Source organism: Streptomyces sp. NPDC044044 (genome assembly GCF_056434405.1).
In genome coordinates this window covers 153,450-171,890 of the sequence record NZ_JBWKFG010000010.1, presented here as the reverse complement: position 1 = coordinate 171,890, position 18,441 = coordinate 153,450, and the positions used below count along the sequence as shown (strand labels likewise).

At 69.2% G+C, this 18,441-nt stretch carries 17 protein-coding genes; 9 read left to right on the top strand and 8 right to left on the bottom strand.

The annotated features are described in order from the left end of the window. Window positions 1-143 precede the first annotated feature (143 nt). The 6 genes from gap to pgi all read left to right on the top strand — a co-directional run bounded on the left by gap (window position 144) and on the right by pgi (window position 6,002). Complete coding sequence (gene gap, locus AC07AG_RS34385) at window positions 144-1,154, top strand: type I glyceraldehyde-3-phosphate dehydrogenase (protein ID WP_249590615.1); 1,011 nt, start codon at window positions 144-146, stop codon at window positions 1,152-1,154. Window positions 1,155-1,262: 108 nt separating this feature from the next. Then, the gene (locus AC07AG_RS34380; protein WP_478760207.1) at window positions 1,263-2,474 is read left to right on the top strand and encodes a phosphoglycerate kinase; all 1,212 of its coding nucleotides are present in this window, start codon (window positions 1,263-1,265) and stop codon (window positions 2,472-2,474) included. 6 nt (window positions 2,475-2,480) lie between these two features. Then, entirely contained in the window at window positions 2,481-3,257 is a 777-nt protein-coding gene (gene tpiA, locus AC07AG_RS34375; RefSeq protein ID WP_478760206.1) for a triose-phosphate isomerase, read from the top strand. Window positions 3,258-3,381: 124 nt separating this feature from the next. Further along, the gene (secG, locus tag AC07AG_RS34370) at window positions 3,382-3,612 is read left to right on the top strand and encodes a preprotein translocase subunit SecG (RefSeq protein ID WP_135329442.1); all 231 of its coding nucleotides are present in this window, start codon (window positions 3,382-3,384) and stop codon (window positions 3,610-3,612) included. Between the two features lie 194 nt (window positions 3,613-3,806). After that, window positions 3,807-4,142 (top strand): RNA polymerase-binding protein RbpA, encoded by a 336-nt coding sequence (locus tag AC07AG_RS34365; RefSeq protein WP_078077905.1) that lies wholly within the window; start codon window positions 3,807-3,809, stop codon window positions 4,140-4,142. A gap of 207 nt (window positions 4,143-4,349) precedes the next feature. Continuing rightward, a complete protein-coding gene (pgi, locus tag AC07AG_RS34360; RefSeq protein WP_478760204.1) occupies window positions 4,350-6,002 on the top strand; it encodes a glucose-6-phosphate isomerase in 1,653 nt (550 codons plus the stop codon). Window positions 6,003-6,069: 67 nt separating this feature from the next. Here pgi and pgl read toward each other — a convergent pair whose 3' ends face one another. Genes pgl through tkt form a run of 5 tightly spaced genes read right to left on the bottom strand, consistent with a single transcriptional unit; the run spans window position 6,070 to window position 12,647 of the window. Beyond that, window positions 6,070-6,849: a 6-phosphogluconolactonase gene (gene pgl, locus AC07AG_RS34355; RefSeq protein ID WP_478760203.1), complete on the bottom strand. Its 780-nt coding sequence runs from the start codon at window positions 6,847-6,849 to the stop codon at window positions 6,070-6,072. Continuing rightward, window positions 6,846-7,874, bottom strand: coding sequence for a glucose-6-phosphate dehydrogenase assembly protein OpcA (gene opcA, locus AC07AG_RS34350; RefSeq protein ID WP_478760201.1), 1,029 nt, complete (start codon window positions 7,872-7,874; stop codon window positions 6,846-6,848). Before opcA ends, pgl begins: the two co-directional genes overlap by 4 nt. After that, window positions 7,871-9,394: a glucose-6-phosphate dehydrogenase gene (zwf, locus tag AC07AG_RS34345; RefSeq protein WP_425575102.1), complete on the bottom strand. Its 1,524-nt coding sequence runs from the start codon at window positions 9,392-9,394 to the stop codon at window positions 7,871-7,873. The genes opcA and zwf overlap by 4 nt, the downstream gene beginning before the upstream one ends. A 5-nt stretch (window positions 9,395-9,399) precedes the next feature. Beyond that, complete coding sequence (tal, locus tag AC07AG_RS34340) at window positions 9,400-10,518, bottom strand: transaldolase (protein ID WP_478760198.1); 1,119 nt, start codon at window positions 10,516-10,518, stop codon at window positions 9,400-9,402. A gap of 35 nt (window positions 10,519-10,553) precedes the next feature. Beyond that, window positions 10,554-12,647 carry a transketolase gene (tkt, locus tag AC07AG_RS34335; RefSeq protein WP_478760196.1) on the bottom strand — a complete coding sequence of 698 codons (2,094 nt, stop codon included), beginning with the start codon at window positions 12,645-12,647 and terminating at the stop codon, window positions 10,554-10,556. A gap of 388 nt (window positions 12,648-13,035) precedes the next feature. Between tkt and AC07AG_RS34330 the strand changes: the two genes are divergently transcribed. The 3 genes from AC07AG_RS34330 (at window position 13,036) to AC07AG_RS34320 (ending at window position 15,619) form a co-directional block, all read left to right on the top strand. Next, entirely contained in the window at window positions 13,036-13,989 is a 954-nt protein-coding gene (locus tag AC07AG_RS34330; protein WP_478760638.1) for a heme o synthase, read from the top strand. A 95-nt stretch (window positions 13,990-14,084) separates the two neighbouring features. Further along, a complete protein-coding gene (locus AC07AG_RS34325) occupies window positions 14,085-14,432 on the top strand; it encodes a hypothetical protein (protein WP_478760195.1) in 348 nt (115 codons plus the stop codon). A 98-nt stretch (window positions 14,433-14,530) separates the two neighbouring features. Continuing rightward, a complete protein-coding gene (locus tag AC07AG_RS34320; protein WP_478760194.1) occupies window positions 14,531-15,619 on the top strand; it encodes an amidohydrolase family protein in 1,089 nt (362 codons plus the stop codon). A gap of 29 nt (window positions 15,620-15,648) precedes the next feature. On the opposite strand, the gene AC07AG_RS34315 is transcribed toward AC07AG_RS34320, so the two are convergent. From AC07AG_RS34315 to AC07AG_RS34305, 3 genes are all read right to left on the bottom strand, one after another. Next, entirely contained in the window at window positions 15,649-16,656 is a 1,008-nt protein-coding gene (locus AC07AG_RS34315; RefSeq protein ID WP_478760193.1) for a COX15/CtaA family protein, read from the bottom strand. A 73-nt stretch (window positions 16,657-16,729) separates the two neighbouring features. Beyond that, window positions 16,730-17,500, bottom strand: a complete 771-nt coding sequence (locus AC07AG_RS34310; RefSeq protein WP_478760191.1) for an ABC transporter permease — start codon at window positions 17,498-17,500, stop codon at window positions 16,730-16,732. Then, window positions 17,497-18,423: an ABC transporter ATP-binding protein gene (locus tag AC07AG_RS34305; RefSeq protein ID WP_478760189.1), complete on the bottom strand. Its 927-nt coding sequence runs from the start codon at window positions 18,421-18,423 to the stop codon at window positions 17,497-17,499. The genes AC07AG_RS34310 and AC07AG_RS34305 overlap by 4 nt, the downstream gene beginning before the upstream one ends. Window positions 18,424-18,441 lie beyond the last annotated feature (18 nt).

Genomic DNA, 18,441 nt, shown 5'->3' with positions numbered 1-18,441 from the left:
CGGGGGTACGAGCCACCGTGCCGCTCGGGCCCCCTGTCGATGTCACCCAAAGGCCCTCAGAGAGGTAGGGTCGGAGGCGGTCGGGGACATCCCATACAACTCGCCGGCGTCTGAAACCGGCGTACCAACGAGGAGATCGGTTCGTGACGATCCGCGTAGGCATCAACGGCTTCGGCCGCATCGGGCGCAACTACTTCCGGGCGCTGCTTGAGCAGGGTGCGGACATCGAGATCGTGGCTGTCAACGACCTGGGTGACACCGCGACTACGGCGCACCTCCTGAAGTACGACACCATCCTGGGCCGTCTCAAGGCCGAGGTGTCGCACACCGAGGACACCATCACGGTCGACGGCCACACCATCAAGGTGCTGTCCGAGCGCAACCCCGCCGACATCCCGTGGGGACAGCTCGGCGTCGACATCGTGATCGAGTCGACCGGCATCTTCACCAAGAAGGCCGATGCCGAGAAGCACATCGCCGGTGGCGCGAAGAAGGTCCTCATCTCGGCTCCGGCCAAGGACGAGGACATCACCATCGTGATGGGCGTCAACCAGGACAAGTACGACGCGGCCAACCACCACGTCATCTCGAACGCGTCCTGCACCACCAACTGTGTGGCGCCGATGGCGAAGGTTCTCGACGAGAACTTCGGCATCGTCAAGGGCCTGATGACGACGGTGCACGCGTACACCAACGACCAGCGCATCCTGGACTTCCCGCACTCGGACCTGCGCCGCGCCCGCGCCGCCGCCGAGAACATCATCCCGACCACGACCGGTGCCGCCAAGGCCACCGCTCTGGTCCTTCCGCAGCTCAAGGGCAAGCTCGACGGCATCGCGATGCGCGTCCCGGTCCCGACCGGTTCCGCCACCGACCTCGTCGTCGACCTGCAGCGCGATGTCACCAAGGACGAGGTCAACGCCGCGTTCAAGAAGGCCGCCGACGACGGCGACCTCAAGGGCATCCTCTTCTACACCGAGGACCCGATCGTGTCGTCCGACATCGTCAGCGACCCGGCCTCCTGCACCTTCGACTCCTCCCTGACCATGGTCCAGGAGGGCAAGACGGTGAAGATCCTCGGCTGGTACGACAACGAGTGGGGCTACTCCAACCGCCTCGTCGACCTCACGGTCTTCGTCGGCGGTCAGCTCTGATCACCAGAGCAGGCACCTCGATGTGAGCACAGGGTCCGGACCGCGCGATACTGCGTGGTCCGGGCCTTGTTGCACGTCAGCCCTCTTAAGGAGTCCTGGAGTCCAGCCATGAAGACGATTGACGCACTTCTCGCCGAAGGGGTCGAAGGCAAGCGGGTCTTCGTCCGCGCCGACCTCAATGTGCCGCTCGACGGCGGCACCATCACCGACGACGGCCGTATCCGCGCCGTCCTGCCGACCGTCACCAAGCTCGCCGACGCGGGCGCCAAGGTGATCGTCGCCTCGCACCTCGGCCGCCCCAAGGGCGCCCCGGACCCGGTGTTCTCGCTGCTGCCCGCCGCCGAGCGCCTCGGTGAACTCCTCGGCAAGCCCGTGGCGTTCGCCCAGGACACCGTCGGCCCCGCCGCGCACGAGGCGGTCGACGGTCTCGAGCCCGGCCAGGTCGCCGTCATCGAGAACCTCCGCTTCAACGCGGGCGAGACGTCCAAGGACGACACCGAGCGCGGCGAGTTCGCCGACAAGCTCGCCGCCCTCGCGGATGTCTACGTGGGCGACGGCTTCGGCGCCGTGCACCGCAAGCACGCCTCCGTCTACGACCTTCCGGCGCGCCTTCCGCACTACGCGGGCTTCCTCATCGCCACCGAGGTCGGCGTCCTGAAGAAGCTCACCGACGACGTCAAGCGCCCGTACGTCGTCGCGCTCGGCGGCGCCAAGGTCTCCGACAAGCTGGCCGTCATCGACCAGCTGCTCGGCAAGGCCGACCGTCTCCTGATCGGCGGCGGCATGGCGTACACCTTCCTCAAGGCCCAGGGCCACGAGGTCGGCATCTCCCTCCTCCAGGAGGACCAGGTCCCGGTCGTCGAGGAGTACATCAAGCGGGCCGAGGAGAACGGCGTCGAGCTGGTCCTGCCCGTCGACGTACTGGTCTCCACCGAGTTCCCGGACCTGAAGACCAAGGCCCCGGCCAACCCCACCACGGTCGCCGCGGACGCCATCCCGGCCGACCAGGAGGGTCTCGACATCGGACCCGAGACCCGTAAGCTCTACGCCTCGAAGCTCGCCGACGCGGGCACCGTCTTCTGGAACGGCCCGATGGGCGTCTTCGAGCACCCCGACTACGCCGAGGGCACCAAGGCAATCGCCCAGGCTCTCCTCGACTCCCCGGCCTTCACGGTCGTCGGCGGTGGCGACTCCGCCGCGGCCGTCCGGATCCTGGGCTTCGACGAGAACGCATTCGGCCACATTTCCACCGGCGGCGGCGCCTCCCTCGAATACCTCGAGGGCAAGACGCTCCCCGGCCTCGCCGCACTGGAGAACTGACACCTGATGACTACGCGTACCCCGCTGATGGCGGGCAACTGGAAGATGAACCTCAACCACCTCGAGGCCATCGCCCACGTCCAGAAGCTCGCCTTCGCCCTGGCCGACAAGGACTACGAGGCCGTCGAGGTCGCCGTCCTGCCCCCCTTCACCGACCTGCGCTCGGTGCAGACCCTGGTCGACGGCGACAAGCTCAAGATCAAGTACGGCGCCCAGGACATCTCGGCCCACGACACCGGTGCCTACACCGGCGAGATCTCGGGCCCGATGCTCTCGAAGCTGAAGTGCACGTTCGTGGCCGTCGGCCACTCCGAGCGCCGTCAGTACCACGACGAGACCGACGAGATCTGCAACGCCAAGGTGAAGGCCGCCTACAAGCACGGCCTGACCCCGATCCTCTGCATCGGCGAGGGCCTGGACATCCGTGAGGCCGGCCAGCAGATCGAGTACACCCTGGCCCAGCTCGACGGCGGTCTGAAGGACCTGCCGGCCGAGCAGGCCGAGTCCATCGTGATCGCCTACGAGCCGGTGTGGGCCATCGGCACCGGCAAGGTCGCGACCCCCGAGGACGCCCAGGAGGTGTGCGGCGCGATCCGTGGCCGCCTCGCCGAGCTGTACTCGCAGGAGCTCGCCGACAAGGTGCGCATCCAGTACGGCGGCTCCGTGAAGTCCGGCAATGTGGCCGCGATCATGGCGCAGGCCGACGTCGACGGCGCCCTGGTGGGCGGCGCCGCGCTCGACACGGACGAGTTCGTCAAGATCGTCCGCTTCCGCGACCAGTGAGTATGCGGTAGCGCCGATACGTCGTACCCTTGCGGGGGCCGGGCGGCTTCTCATCCAGAGGCACCGGCCCCCGTCGTCGATACAGAGTCGATTCAGATCCGAGGAAGTTGGTCCAGCCGTGGTTATGGGGTTCTCGATCGCCCTGATCGTCTTCAGCCTGCTGATGATGCTGCTGGTGCTGATGCACAAGGGCAAGGGCGGCGGTCTTTCCGACATGTTCGGTGGCGGTATGCAGTCGTCCGTCGGTGGCTCTTCGGTCGCCGAGCGCAACCTCGACCGCATCACTGTCGTGGTCGGTCTTCTCTGGTTCGCGTGCATTGTCGTGCTCGGCCTGTTGATGAAGGTGAACAACTGACCGCGAAAGCGGCTTGATTGCCACCTTGCGAAAGCTTCGCTTAAAGCCCCATGTACGGTGCGCGCTCACAAGCGCGGATTATCATGGGGCTTGCGTGTCGGGGTGGAGGGTGTAACTCCGAACACTGGACGCGCGTTGGGCCTTACGTAGACTGAGGCGCCCGCAGCAGCACCATCACGCAGGGAGTTACGACCGTGGCAAGTGGCAACGCGATCCGAGGAAGTCGGGTCGGGGCGGGGCCGATGGGCGAGGCCGAGCGCGGTGAGTCCGCGCCGCGACTGCGCATCTCCTTCTGGTGCTCCAACGGACACGAGACGGTGCCCAGCTTCGCCAGCGACGCGCAGGTCCCCGATACTTGGGACTGCCCCCGCTGCGGCTTCCCAGCTGGTCAGGACCGGGACAACCCGCCGGACCCGCCCCGCACCGAGCCGTACAAGACGCACCTGGCGTATGTACGTGAGCGGCGCAGCGATGCGGACGGCGAGGCGATTCTCGCGGAGGCGCTCGCCAAACTGCGGGGCGAGATCTAGGACTTGCGACGAGGCCGGACATCTTCGGATGTCCGGCCGCTGCGCTTTTCACGGAGTCGTCCGGCTTTCACGCTTTCACGTGAGGTTTACCGGCACGTGTCCGGACAGACAGCTGCAGACATCTCATACCGGGCCCTGATCAATTAGGTTGGAACGTGCAGCGGGGCAAGGTACGTACACAGGTACGAGAGAAGGCTGAAGTCCGAGATGAACGCAGAAAGCCGCGCCAGGCTCAACCAGACGCCCGAGTGGGCGGCGATCGGCAAGCACCGGGAGCAGCTGGGGGAGGTGCAGCTGCGTGAGCTGTTCGCCAAGGACCCGGCGCGCGGCACCGGGTACACGCTCCAGGTCGGCGACCTGCACGTCGACTACTCCAAGCACCTCGTCACGGACGAGACGCTGACGCTCCTGCGCGAGCTTGCCGCGGCCACCGACGTCTTCGGCCTGCGGGACGCCATGTTCCGCGGCGAGAAGATCAACACCACCGAGGACCGTGCGGTCCTGCACACCGCGCTGCGCGCCCCGCGGGACGCGGTCGTCGAGGTCGACGGCGAGAACGTGGTGCCCGCCGTGCACGCCGTGCTCGACAAGATGGCCGCCTTCGCGGACAAGGTCCGCTCCGGCGAGTGGACCGGGCACACCGGCAAGCGCATCAAGAACATCGTGAACGTCGGCATCGGCGGCTCGGACCTCGGTCCCGCCATGGCGTACGAGACGCTCAGGGCCTTCACCGACCGCGACCTCACCGTGCGCTTCGTGTCGAACGTCGACGGCGCCGACCTGCACGAGGCCGTGCGGGACCTGGACCCGGCCGAGACGCTGTTCATCATCGCCTCGAAGACGTTCACCACGATCGAGACGATCACGAACGCGACCTCGGCGCGCAACTGGCTCCTGACCGAGATGCGTGCCGACCCGAGCGCGGTCGCCAAGCACTTCGTGGCCCTGTCGACGAACGGCGGGAAGGTCTCCGACTTCGGCATCGACACGGCCAACATGTTCGAGTTCTGGGACTGGGTCGGCGGCCGCTACTCGTTCGACTCCGCGATCGGTCTCTCGCTGATGATCGCGATCGGCCCGGACGCCTTCCGCGAGATGCTCGACGGGTTCCACCTCGTCGACGAGCACTTCCGCACGGCCCCCGCCGAGTCCAACGTGCCGCTGCTCCTCGGCCTGTTGGGCATCTGGTACGGCAACTTCCACGACGCCCAGTCGCACGCGGTCCTGCCGTACTCGCACTACCTCTCCAAGTTCACCGCCTACCTCCAGCAGCTGGACATGGAGTCCAACGGCAAGTCCGTCGGCCGTGACGGCGAGCCGGTCGACTGGCAGACGGGCCCGGTGGTCTGGGGCACGCCGGGCACCAACGGACAGCACGCGTACTACCAACTCATCCACCAGGGCACGAAGTTGATCCCGGCGGACTTCATCGGCTTCGCCGAGCCCGTCGCCGATCTGCTGCCGGGCCTTGTCGCCCAGCACGACCTCCTGATGGCCAACTTCTTCGCGCAGACGCAGGCGTTGGCCTTCGGCAAGACGCCCGACGAGGTGCGCGCCGAGGGCGTGCCGGACGAACTCGTCCCGCACAAGACGTTCCAGGGCAACCACCCGACGACGACGATCCTCGCCAAGGAGCTGACGCCGTCGGTTCTCGGCCAACTCGTCGCGCTCTACGAACACAAGGTGTTCGTGCAGGGCGCCGTGTGGAACATCGACTCCTTCGACCAGTGGGGCGTCGAGCTCGGCAAGGTCCTCGCCAAGCGCATCGAGCCCGCCCTGACCGAGGGCGCGGACGTGCCGGACCTGGACGGTTCGACGACCGCTCTGGTCGCCAAGTACCGGACGCTGCGCGGGCGTTGAGCCGCTGAAAACAGTACGGCCCGGTCCACCAGCGAGGTGGACCGGGCCGTACTGCCGTACGAGCCGTTCAGGGAGAAGCCGGCGGGTACAGATCGCGCGGCAGCTGCGCCGCCGCCGCGGCATCGAGCAGCCACAGCGTCCGCGACCTGCCGTACGCGCCCGCTGCGGGCGCCTGTACCTCGCCCGCGCCCGACAGGGCGATCGCCGCGGCGTTCGCCTTGTCCTCGCCCGCCGCGAGCAGCCACACCTCACGGGCCGCCCGGATCGCCGGGAGCGTGAGCGTGACGCGGACCGGCGGCGGCTTGGGCGCGCCGTGCACGCCGACCACCGACCGCTCCGTCTCGCGGACCGCGGGCAGCTCCGGGAAGAGCGAGGCGACATGGGTGTCCGGGCCGACGCCCAGCATCAGCACGTCGAACGTCGGCACCGGGCCGTGGTCCTCGGGCCCCGCAGCCGCGGAGAGCTCGGCGGCGTACATCTCGGCCGCCGCGTCCACCTCGTACGCACCGTCCGACGCGGGCATCGGATGCACCCGGGCCGGGTTCAGGGGCACCGAGTCGAGCAGTGCCTCCTTGGCCTGGGTGTAGTTGCGCTCCGGGTCGCCGTCCGGCAGGAAGCGCTCGTCGCCCCACCACAGGTCCAGGCGCGACCAGTCGATCGCGTCCTTCGCCGGGGACGAACTCAGCGCCGCCAGCAGGCCGTTGCCGTTGCGGCCGCCGGTGAGGACCACCGAGGCGTAGCCGCGGGCGGCCTGCGCGTCGACGATCTTCGTGATGAGGCGGGCCGCCGCGGCCTGCGCCATCAGCTCCTTGTCGCGGTGCACGACCAGCTGCGGGGCCGCGCTCACTTCGCCGCCGCCTTCTTGGCCGCGGTCTTCTTCGCCGGTGCCGCCTTCTTGGCCGCATCGGCGGGCTCCTCCACCGCGGGAACCGACGTCTGCTCCGCCGGCTCGCCCAGGCGGTCCACGCCGAACTTCAGCGCGGACGCGTAGGTGTCGTCCGGGTCGAGACGGCGCAGCTCCTCGGCGATCAGCTCGGCCGTCTCGCGACGCTTGAGCGCCACCGCACGGTCGGGCTGCCCCTGCATGGAGAGCGTGGCGAGCGAGCCGTCGGCGCGGCCCAGCACGATGGGACCGCAGTCGGTGTCCATGCGTACGCCCGTCAGGCCGGGGCCCGAGGAGAGCGAGCGCTTGACGGGGACGTCGAGGCGGTCGGCGAGCCACATGGCGAGCAGCTCGCAGCTCGGGTTGAACTCCTCGCCCTCCACCTCGACCGACGTCACCTTGCAGGTGATCTGGTCGAGCGCCGCCGCGAGCATCGAGCGCCACGGGGTGATCCGGGTCCAAGACAGGTCCGTGTCGCCGGGGCTGTAGGCGTCGGCGCGCGCGGTCAGCTCGTGGATCGGCTGCTCGGCGGCGTACGTGTCCGTGACGCGGCGCTGGGCGAGCGCGCCCAGCGGGTCCTTGGCCGGGTTGAGCGGCGCGTTGACCGGCCACCACACGACCACGGGGGCGTCAGGGAGCAGCAGCGGCAGGACGACCGACTGGGCGTGGTTGATGACCTCGCCGTACAGCCGCAGGATCACCGTCTCGCCGGTGCCCGCGTCCGCGCCGACCCGCACCTCGGCGTCGAGGCGCGACGTCGTGCGGTCGCGGGGCGAGCGCGCGGCGCGCTTGATGACGACCAGCGTGCGCGAAGGGTGCTCGCGGGATGCTTCGTTGGCGGCCTTCAGGGCGTCGTAGGCGTTCTCCTCGTCGGTGACGATGACGAGGGTGAGCACCATGCCGACGGCCGGGGTGCCGATCGCTCTGCGGCCCTTCACGAGCGCCTTGTTGATCTTGCTGGACGTGATGTCCGTCAGGTCGATCCTCATGGGCGACGCCAGCTCCGTCCGTCTCGTGCGAGCATTTCGTCCGCCTCGGTCGGGCCCCAGGTCCCGGACGAATACTGCGCGGGCTTGCCGTGCTTGTCCCAGTACTCCTCGATCGGGTCGAGGATGTTCCAGGAGAGCTCGACCTCCTCCGTGCGCGGGAAGAGGTTGGCGTCGCCGAGCAGGACGTCCAGGATCAGGCGCTCGTACGCCTCCGGGCTGGACTCGGTGAAGGACTCGCCGTACGCGAAGTCCATCGACACGTCGCGGATCTCCATCGAGGTGCCGGGCACCTTGGAGCCGAACCGGACCGTGATGCCCTCGTCGGGCTGGACGCGGATGACGATCGCGTTCTGGCCCAGCTCCTCCGTCGCCGTGTGGTCGAAGGGGGAGTGGGGCGCGCGCTGGAAGACGACCGCGATCTCCGTGACGCGGCGGCCCAGGCGCTTGCCGGTGCGCAGGTAGAACGGGACGCCCGCCCAGCGGCGGTTGTCCACCTCCAGCTTGATGGCCGCGTAGGTGTCGGTCTTCGACTTGGGGTCGATGCCGTCTTCCTGGAGGTAGCCGACGGCCTTCTCGCCGCCCTGCCACCCCGCGGCGTACTGACCGCGGACCGTGCTCTCGCCGAGGTCCTTGGGCAGCTTCACGGCGCCGAGGACCTTTGCCTTCTCGGCGACCAGCGCGTCCGCGTCGAAGGAGGCGGGCTCCTCCATCGCGGTCAGCGCCATCAGCTGGAGCAGGTGGTTCTGGATGACGTCACGGGCGGCGCCGATGCCGTCGTAGTACCCGGCGCGGCCGCCGATGCCGATGTCCTCGGCCATCGTGATCTGGATGTGGTCCACGTACGACCGGTTCCAGATCGGCTCGAACATCTGGTTGGCGAAGCGGAGCGCCAGGATGTTCTGGACGGTCTCCTTGCCGAGGTAGTGGTCGATCCGGAACACCTGGTCCGGGTCGAACACCTCGTGCACGATCGCGTTGAGTTCCTTGGCGGATGCCAGGTCGTGCCCGAAGGGCTTCTCGATGACCCCGCGGCGCCAGGAGCCCTCGGGAGCGTCCGCGAGCCCGTGCTTCTTGAGCTGCTGGACGACCTGGGGGAAGAACTTCGGCGGCACGGAGAGGTAGAAGGCGAAGTTGCCGCCCGTGCCCTGCGCCTTGTCGAGGTCCTGGATGGTGGCCTTGAGCTGCTCGAAGGCGTCGTCGTCGTCGAAGTTGCCCTGGACGAAGCGCATGCCCTGGATGAGCTGCTGCCAGACCTCCTCGCGGAAGGGCGTGCGCGCGTGCTCCTTGACCGCGTCGTGCACCTCCTGCGCGAAGTCCTCGTCCTGCCACTCGCGGCGGGCGAAACCAATGAGGGAGAAGCCCGGCGGAAGAAGGCCTCGGTTGGCGAGGTCGTAGACAGCGGGCATCAGCTTTTTACGGGACAAATCGCCCGTGACGCCAAAGATGACCAGGCCCGACGGCCCCGCGATACGCGGGAGCCGTCGGTCTGCGGCGTCACGCAGCGGATTGCTGCTTGACAAGATGGTCAGCCCTCCGAAGGGGTGAGGCGCTTGAGCTCCGCCTCGGTGGACTTGAGCAGGTCGTTCCAGGACGCCGCGAACTTCTCGACGCCCTCGTCCTCGAGCAGCTGCACCACGTCGTCGTAGCTGATGCCGAGCTTCTCGACGGCCTCGATCTCGCCGCGCGAGGCGTCGTACGTCCCGGCCACGGTGTTGCCCGTGATCTGGCCGTGGTCGGCGGTGGCCTCCAGGGTGGCCTCCGGCATGGTGTTCACCGTGTTCGGCGCGACCAGGTCGTCGACGTACAGGGTGTCCTTGTATGCCGGGTCCTTGACGCCGGTCGAGGCCCACAGCGGACGCTGCTTGTTGGCCTGCGCCTTGTCGAGCGCGGCCCAGCGGTCGGACGAGAAGACCTCTTCGTACGCCTCGTACGCGAGACGGGCGTTGGCGAGCGCGGCCTTGCCCTTGGCGGACTTGGCCTCGTCGGTGCCCAGCGCGTCCAGGCGCTTGTCGATCTCGGTGTCCACGCGGGACACGAAGAAGGACGCCACCGAGTGGATCTTGGAGAGGTCCAGGCCCGCGGCCTTCGCCTTCTCCAGGCCCGCCAGGAACGCGTCCATGACCTCGCGGTAGCGCTCGAGCGAGAAGATCAGCGTCACGTTCACGCTGATGCCCTTGCCGATGACCTCGGTGATCGCGGGCAGGCCCGCCTTCGTCGCCGGGATCTTGATGAGCGTGTTCGGGCGGTCCACCAGCCAGGCGAGCTGCTTGGCCTCGGCGACGGTCGCCTCGGTGTTGTGCGCCAGGCGCGGGTCGACCTCGATCGACACGCGGCCGTCCTGGCCGCCCGTCGCGTCGAAGACCGGGCGCAGGATGTCGGCGGCGTCACGGACGTCCGCCGTCGTGATCATGCGGATGGCCTCTTCGACGGTGACCTTGCGGGCGGCGAGGTCGGTGAGCTGCTGCTCGTAACCGTCGCCGCTGCTGATCGCCTTCTGGAAGATCGACGGGTTCGTCGTGACACCCACGACGTGGCTCTGGTCGATCAGCTCGGCGAGGTTGCCGGACGTGATCCGCTTGCGCGACAGGTCGTCCAGCCAGATCGCGACGCCTTCGTCGGAGAGGCGCTTGAGTGCGTCTGTCATGAGGATTACATCTCCTACTTGGTCGTATGTCGGCGTCAGCGCTGAGCGGCGTCGATCGATTCCCGGGCGGAGGCCGCCACGTGATCGGCGGTGAACCCGAACTCGCGGAAGAGCACCTTGCCGTCGGCCGACGCACCGAAGTGCTCCAGCGAGACGATGCGCCCGGCGTCACCCACGAAGCGGTGCCAGGTCAGGCCGATGCCCGCCTCGACCGCCACGCGCGCCTTGACGGACGGCGGAAGCACGCTGTCGCGGTACTCCTTGTCCTGCGCCTCGAACCACTCGACGCACGGCATCGAGACGACGCGCGTGGGAACGCCCGCGGCCTGGAGCTGCTCGCGCGCCTCGACGGCGAGCTGCACCTCGGAGCCGGTGCCGATGAGGACGACCTCGGGAGCGCCGCCGTCGGCCTCGAACAGGACGTAACCGCCCTTGACCGCGCCCTCGGTGACCTCGCGGTCGTACGTCGGCACGCCCTGACGGGTCAGCGCGAGGCCGTGGGGGGCGCCCTTGCCGAACTCCTTGGTGTAGCGCTTGAGGATCTCGCGCCACACGACCGCGGTCTCGTTCGCGTCCGCCGGGCGGACCACGTTCAGGCCCGGGATGGCGCGCAGCGAGGCCAGGTGCTCGACCGGCTGGTGCGTCGGGCCGTCCTCGCCGAGACCGATGGAGTCGTGCGTCCACACGTACGTCACCGGAAGGTGCATCAGGGCGGACAGACGGACGGCGTTGCGCATGTAGTCGGAGAACACCAGGAAGGTGCCGCCGAAGATGCGGGTGTTGCCGTGCAGCGCGATGCCGTTCATCTCCGCGGCCATGGAGTGCTCGCGGATGCCGAAGTGGATCGTGCGGCCGTACGGGTCGGCCTCCGGCAGCGGGTTGCCCGCGGGGAGGAACGACGACGTCTTGTCGATCGTGGTGTTGTTCGAGCCCGCGAGGTCGGCGGAGCCGCCCCACAGCTCGGGGATCACCGCGCCGAGCGCCTGCAGGACCTTGCCGGACGCGGCACGCGTCGCGACACCCTTGCCCGCCTCGAAGACCGGGAGCTTCTCCTCCCAGCCCTGGGGGAGCTCGCCCGCGGCGATGCGGTCGAAGTCGGCGGCGCGCGCGGAGTCGGCGGTGCGCCAGGCGGCGAAGCCCTTCTCCCACTCGGCCTTGGCGTCACGGCCGCGGTCGAGCGCCGCACGGGTGTGCGCCAGGACCTCGTCCGAGACCTCGAAGTTCTGCTCCGGGTCGAAGCCGAGGACACGCTTGGTGGCCGCGACCTCTTCGTCGCCGAGCGCCGAGCCGTGCGCGGCCTCGGTGTTCTGCGCGTTCGGCGCGGGCCAGGCGATGATCGAGCGCATGGCGATGAAGGAGGGGCGCTCCGTCTCGGCCTTCGCGGCCAGGATCGCCTTGTAGAGGGCGGCCGGGTCGAGGTCGCCGTTCTCCTTGGGCTCCACACGCTGGACGTGCCAGCCGTAGGCCTCGTACCGCTTCATGGTGTCTTCGGAGACCGCGGTCTCGGTGTCGCCCTCGATGGAGATGTGGTTGTCGTCCCACAGCAGTACGAGGTTGCCGAGCTTCTGGTGCCCGGCCAGCGACGACGCCTCGCCGGAGATGCCCTCCTGGAGACAGCCGTCACCGGCGATCGCGAAGATGTGGTGGTCGAACGGCGACTCGCCCGTGGCGGTCTCCGGGTCGAACAGGCCACGCTCGTAGCGGGAGGCCATCGCCATGCCCACGGCGTTCGCGACGCCCTGGCCGAGCGGGCCCGTCGTCGTCTCCACGCCCGTGGTGTGCCCGTACTCCGGGTGGCCGGGGGTCTTCGAACCCCAGGTGCGGAACGCCTTCAGGTCATCGAGCTCCAGGCCGAAGCCGGCCAGGTAGAGCTGGATGTAGAGGGTCAGGGACGAGTGGCCCGCGGAGAGAACGAACCGGTCGCGGCCGGTCCACTCGGCGTCAGCGGGGTCGTGCCGCATCACCTTCTGGAAGAGGGTGTACGCGGCGGGCGCGAGGCTCATGGCCGTACCAGGATGGCCGTTGCCGACCTTCTGTACTGCGTCCATGGCCAGGACGCGGGCGGTGTCAACAGCCCGCTGGTCCAGTTCGGTCCACTCGAGGTCTGTGGTGGTCGGCTTGGTGCTCACCCTGAGTCAGGGCTCCTCTCCACATGTCGAATGCCGGCGATGTAGATCCCACCGGCCGATGTCGAGCCTACCGCTGTAAAGACGTGCATTTTTTCGAGTCATTCCAGAGTGCCGGGGTGCGCCGGTATCCGCCTCCCGAAAGGGATCCACGGTGTTCACCATGTGATCTGAAGGCCGCTCATCTGGACTCTCGGAACGAGTGCGGGGCCGCTCATCTGAACGGGTGTCGGGCCATGTTTCGGGCCGCTCAACACGCCGCTCAACACGACCCCACCCCCGCGAAGGGCGAGGTATGGGCAACGTCTACAGTGGCGTGGTACGCGCGAGCCTTTACCGGATCTTCATGTCTGAACGTCCGACGCGGCTTGCTGGGAAGTCTCTGTCAGGGGTGTGCGTGACGGCCGTTGAATCCCGTCCAGCGGGAGCAATTGGGACGAGCTCTAGCCCAAGCCACCGGCCGCTCGGGGCCCGTGTCATGGCGTTCGTGGCGCTGACCAAGCCGCGAATCATCGAACTCCTCCTGATCACCACCGTTCCGGTGATGTTCCTCGCCGAGCAGGGGGTGCCCGACCTCTGGCTGGTCTTCGTGACCTGCCTGGGCGGCTACCTGTCGGCGGGCGGCGCCAACGCGCTCAACATGTACATCGACCGCGACATCGACGCCCTGATGGACCGTACGTCCCAGCGGCCCCTGGTCACGGGAATGGTCAGTCCGCGCGAGTGCCTCGTGTTCGGCGTCGCGCTGGCGGTCGCCTCGACGCTGCTGTTCGGCCTCGTCGTCAACTGGCTGTCCGCCTGGCTCGCACTGGGAGCACTGCTCTTCTACGTGGTCGTCTACACGATGATCCTGAAGCGCCGGACCTCGCAGAACATCGTCTGGGGCGGCATCGCGGGCTGCATGCCGGTCCTCATCGGCTGGTCCGCGGTCACCAACTCCATGTCGTGGGCGCCGGTCATCCTCTTCCTCGTCATGTTCTTCTGGACGCCGCCGCACTACTGGCCGCTGTCCATGAAGGTCAAGGACGACTACGCGCGCGTGGGCGTTCCGATGCTCCCGGTCGTCGCGTCGAACAAAGTGGTCGCCCGCCAGATCGTCCTCTACAGCTGGGTGATGGTCGGGGTCTCGCTGCTCCTGCAGCCCCTTGGCTACACCGGCTGGTTCTACACGGCGGTGGCCTTCGTGACCGGCGGCTGGTGGCTGTGGGAGGCGCACGGTCTGCAGAACCGCGCCAAGGCCGAGGTCACGGGCGGCAAGCTCAAGGAGATGCGGCTCTTCCATTGGTCGATCACCTACGTCTCGCTGCTGTTCGTGGCGGTCGCGGTGGACCCCTTCCTCCGCTGAGCGTCTCGGCTTCGCCGACGGGCGGGGCACGTGGTGTTGAACGCCACGTGCCCCGCCCGTCGCCAGTTGATCTACCCGTCGGTAGCATCCTGCTCATGGCAGAGACGCAGCAGGTTGAGGACAGCAAGCAGGCCGCCCGCGCCGAGCGGAAGGCCGCCAAGCTGGCCAAGCAGATCGGCACCTTCACCCAGGCGCACGGCGGTGCCGAGGCGCAGGTCGCCTACATCGGGCACGAGGGCACCCGCATCGTCCTGGTCGGCGAGGACGGCGGCTGGGGCGACCTGGTGGCGCCCACCTACGCGATCGCGCAGAGCGCCGTCGAGAAGGCCGGGATCACGGTCCACGAGGACTTCGACGGCGACTTCGCGGCCAAGGTGAAGACCGGCCCCTACGAGTGGTCGCGCATGGCGGGCATTCAGCTCGGCGGCCCGAACAACGGCTGAGGCCGCCGCGGACAGACTGACCGAAAGCAACACCTGACGCCCGGGTCACCCGTTAGGACCGTAGGAGCAGGAGCACGGTCCGCCTACAGGGAGCCCGGATGATCGAAACGCCGTCCCTGGTGGACCAGTACTGCCATGGTGTGCTGCGTACGGAGCTGGGCCTCGGCACCTTCGAGGCCCACCTCGGCCGCGGCGAGGGGCCTCCCGCGCCCGGCACCACCTTCTTCGACACCCAGACGGGCTTCGCCGTACGCCGCTGGTGCCCCCCGCTGCTCGGTCTCGAACCGCACTGCACGCCCGCGCGCTACCTCGCACGCCGTCGCGAGCTGGGCGTACTGGAGTCGGGACGGCGGCTGCTGCGGGGGAGCGGCATCACGACGTATCTCGTGGACACGGGGCTGCCCGGCGATCTGACGGGGCCCGGCGAGATGGCGTCCGCCGGGGACGCCGACGCCCACGAGATCGTCCGCCTGGAATTACTGGCCGAACAGGTGGCCGACACCTCCGGGACCGTCGACTCGTTCCTGGCCAATCTCGCCGAGTCCGTACACGCGGCCGCCGCGAACGCCGTCGCCTTCACCTCCGTGGCGGGCGTCCGGCGCTCTCTCGCCCTGGCCCCCGAACCGCCGGGGCCCGGCGAGGTGCGGGGCGCGGCGGACCGCTGGCTCGCCCGGCGACAGGTGGGCGGCGCGCTCCAGGACCCGGTCCTGCTCAGACATCTGCTGTGGATCGCCGTCGCCTCGGGGCGCCCGCTGCAGCTGCACGCGGGGGCGGGCGACCCGCAGGGGTACTTCGGGGGCTTCGCGCGGGCGACCGCCGGCCTCGGCACCGACCTGGTCCTGCTGCACGGCTATCCGTACCACCGCAATGCCGCCGACCTCGCGGGCGTCTTCCCGCACGTGTACGCGGATCTGGGGCCCGCCCTGGTGCGCACGGGTGCCCGCGCCGCCGCCGTGCTCGCGGAGATCCTGGAGCTCGCGCCCTTCGGCAAGCTGCTGTTCTCCAGCGGCGCGCACGGGCTCCCCGAGCTGCACGTGGTGGGCGCGCGGCTCTTCGGGGAGGCGCTGGGGCGCGTGCTCGGCGGGTGGGTCGCGGAAGGGGCGTGGTCGCTGCCGGACGCGCAGCGGGTGGCCGGGCTCATCGCGGCGGGCAACGCCGGGCGTGTGTACGGCCTTTCGGAGAGCTGACGGTCTCGGAGAGCTGACGCAGCGGTGCTTCAGACCGCCGACAGCTGGGAGTCGCCGCTCTGGGACGGGACCTCCGCCGTCGCGTGCGGGCGTTCGCGCAGCGAGAGCAGGACGCGCATCACGCCGATCCAGACCACGCACGAGCCGAACATGTGCAGGCCGACCAGGACCTCGGGCAGGTCCGTGAAGTACTGGACGTAGCCGATCGCGCCCTGGGCGAGCAGGATCAGGAACAGGTCGCGGGTGCGGTGCAGCGGGCCCTTGGGGGCGTCGACCGCCTTGAGGACGAACCACAGCGCGAACGTCAGCGTCACCACGATCCAGGCGAGCACGGCGTGCAGCTTGCTGACGGTCTCCCAGTCGAAGCCCATCCGCGGCACCTCGCTGGAGTCACCGGCGTGCGGCCCGGAGCCCGTCACGACCGTGCCGACCGCGATGAGCAGCACGGATGCCGCGACCAGGAACCACACGAGCTGCGCCACGGCCTTGCCGACCAGCGGGCGCGCCTCGCCGTCGCCCTCGCGGGTGCGCTGCCACATCGTGACGGCGACCGCGATCAGGGCGGTGGAGAGCAGGAAGTGCGCGGCGACCGTGTACGGGTTCAGGCCGACGAGCACGACGATGCCGCCGAGCACGGCGTTGCCCATGACCAGCCAGAACTGGATCCAGCCGAGCCGCGTCAGGCTGCGCCGCATCGGCTTCTGCGAGCGCGCCGTGATGATCGCCCAGCCGACGGCCGCGCACAGCACGTACGTCAGCATGCGGTTGCCGAACTCGATGTACCCGTGGAAGCCCATCTCGTGCGTGGCCGTCAGGGACTCGTCGGTGCACTTGGGCCAGGTCGGGCAGCCGAGGCCCGAGCCGGTCAGGCGGACGGCGCCGCCGGTGACCACGATGCACACCGTCATCGCGAGCGAGATGAGGGCTGCGTGCCGGACGGTCCGCTGCTGCGGGGTCCAGCGTTCGGCGATGAAGGCGAGCGGGTTGCGCACGGCGGAGACGGCGTCGGCTCGGGTCACGTTTGGCACGGGGACCATCGTAGGGGGCCGCTTGTGCACGGCTTCACGAGGGGGACGTATCCGGTGCTTCTGTGACGCCGCTTACTCCCGATCACTCCCAGCGGAAGAACCTGCCGGCCGCCCCGAGCCCCAACACGGCCCAGACCGCGAGGATCCCGAGGTCACCCCACGGCATCCCCGCGCCGTGCTGCAGCACGTCCCGCAGGCCGTCGGAGAGGGCGGAGATCGGCAGCAGGCCGAGCACCGACTGGGCCGCGTCGGGGAACTTGTCCAGCGGCACGATGACCCCGCCGCCGACCAGCAGGAGCAGGAAGACGAGGTTGGCCGCGGCCAGCGTCGCCTCCGCCTTCAGGGTGCCCGCCATCAGCAGGCCGAGCCCGGAGAAGGCCGCGGTGCCCAGGATCAGCAGGAGCAGGACGGCGAAGGGGTTGCCGTGCGGTGACCAGCCGAGGGCGAAGGCGATCACCGTCAGGAGCACGATCTGCAGGACCTCGGTGACCAGGACCGACAGGGTCTTCGCCGCCATCAGGGCCCAGCGGGGGAGCGGGGACGCGCCTAGCCGCTTCAGGACGCCGTAGCGGCGCTCGAAGCCGGTGGCGATGGCCTGCCCGGTGAACGCCGTCGACATCACGGCGAGGGCGAGGATGCCGGGGGCAAGGAAGTCCACGGCCGTGCCGTCACCCGTGTCGACGATGTCCACGGCACTGAACAGCACGAGCAGGAGCGTGGGGATGACGACCGTGAGCAGCAGCTGTTCGCCGTTGCGCAGGAGCATCTTCGTCTCCAGCGCGGCCTGCGCGGCGATCATGCGGGAGAGCGGGGCGGCGCCCGGCTTCGGTGAGTACGTACCGGCGGCGCTCATCCGCGCAGCTCCTTGCCTGTGAGCTCGAGGAAGACGTCTTCGAGGGTGTGGCGTTCGACGGCGATCTTCTCCGGCATCACGCCGTGCTGCGCGCACCAGGAGGTGACCGTGGCGAGCAGCTGCGGGTCGACCGTGCCGCTCACGCGGTAGGCGCCCGGGGTGAGTTCGGCCGCGGCCGAGTCCGGCGGGAGTGCCTTGAGCAGGGAGCCGACGTCCAGTCCTGGGCGTCCCGAGAAGCGCAGGGTGTTCTCGGCGCCGCCGCGGCACAGCTCCTCAGGAGTGCCCTCGGCGATGACCTTGCCCGTGTCGATGATCGCGACCTCGTCGGCCAGCTGCTCGGCCTCGTCCATGTGGTGCGTGGTGAGGATGACGCTGACGCCGTCGGCGCGCAGATCGCGTACGAGATCCCAGGTGGCCCGGCGTGCCTGCGGGTCCAGGCCCGCGGTCGGTTCGTCGAGGAAGACCAGTTCGGGCCGTCCGACCACGGCCATCGCGAGCGCGAGGCGCTGCTGCTGGCCGCCGGACAGGCGCCGGTAGGTGGTGCGGCCGCAGCTCTCCAGGCCAAGGCGCTCGATCAGCGCGCCCACGTCGAGCGGGTGCGCGTGCAGCTTGGCCATGTGGCGCAGCATCTCGTCGGCGCGTGCGCCGGAGTAGACGCCGCCGGACTGGAGCATCACGCCGATGCGGGGGCGCAGCGCGCCGGCCTCGCGGGCCGGGTCGAGGCCGAGGACGCGGACGGTGCCCGCGTCCGGCCTGCGATAGCCCTCGCAGGTCTCGATCGTGGTGGTCTTCCCCGCGCCGTTCGGGCCCAGGACCGCGGTGACGGTACCCGCGCGGACCCGGAGGTCGAGGCCGTCCACCGCGGTCTTCCTGCCGTACCGCTTGACCAGTCCCGTGACCTGGACGACGGACTCATTTCCCATGGCGGGAAGTCTAGAGAG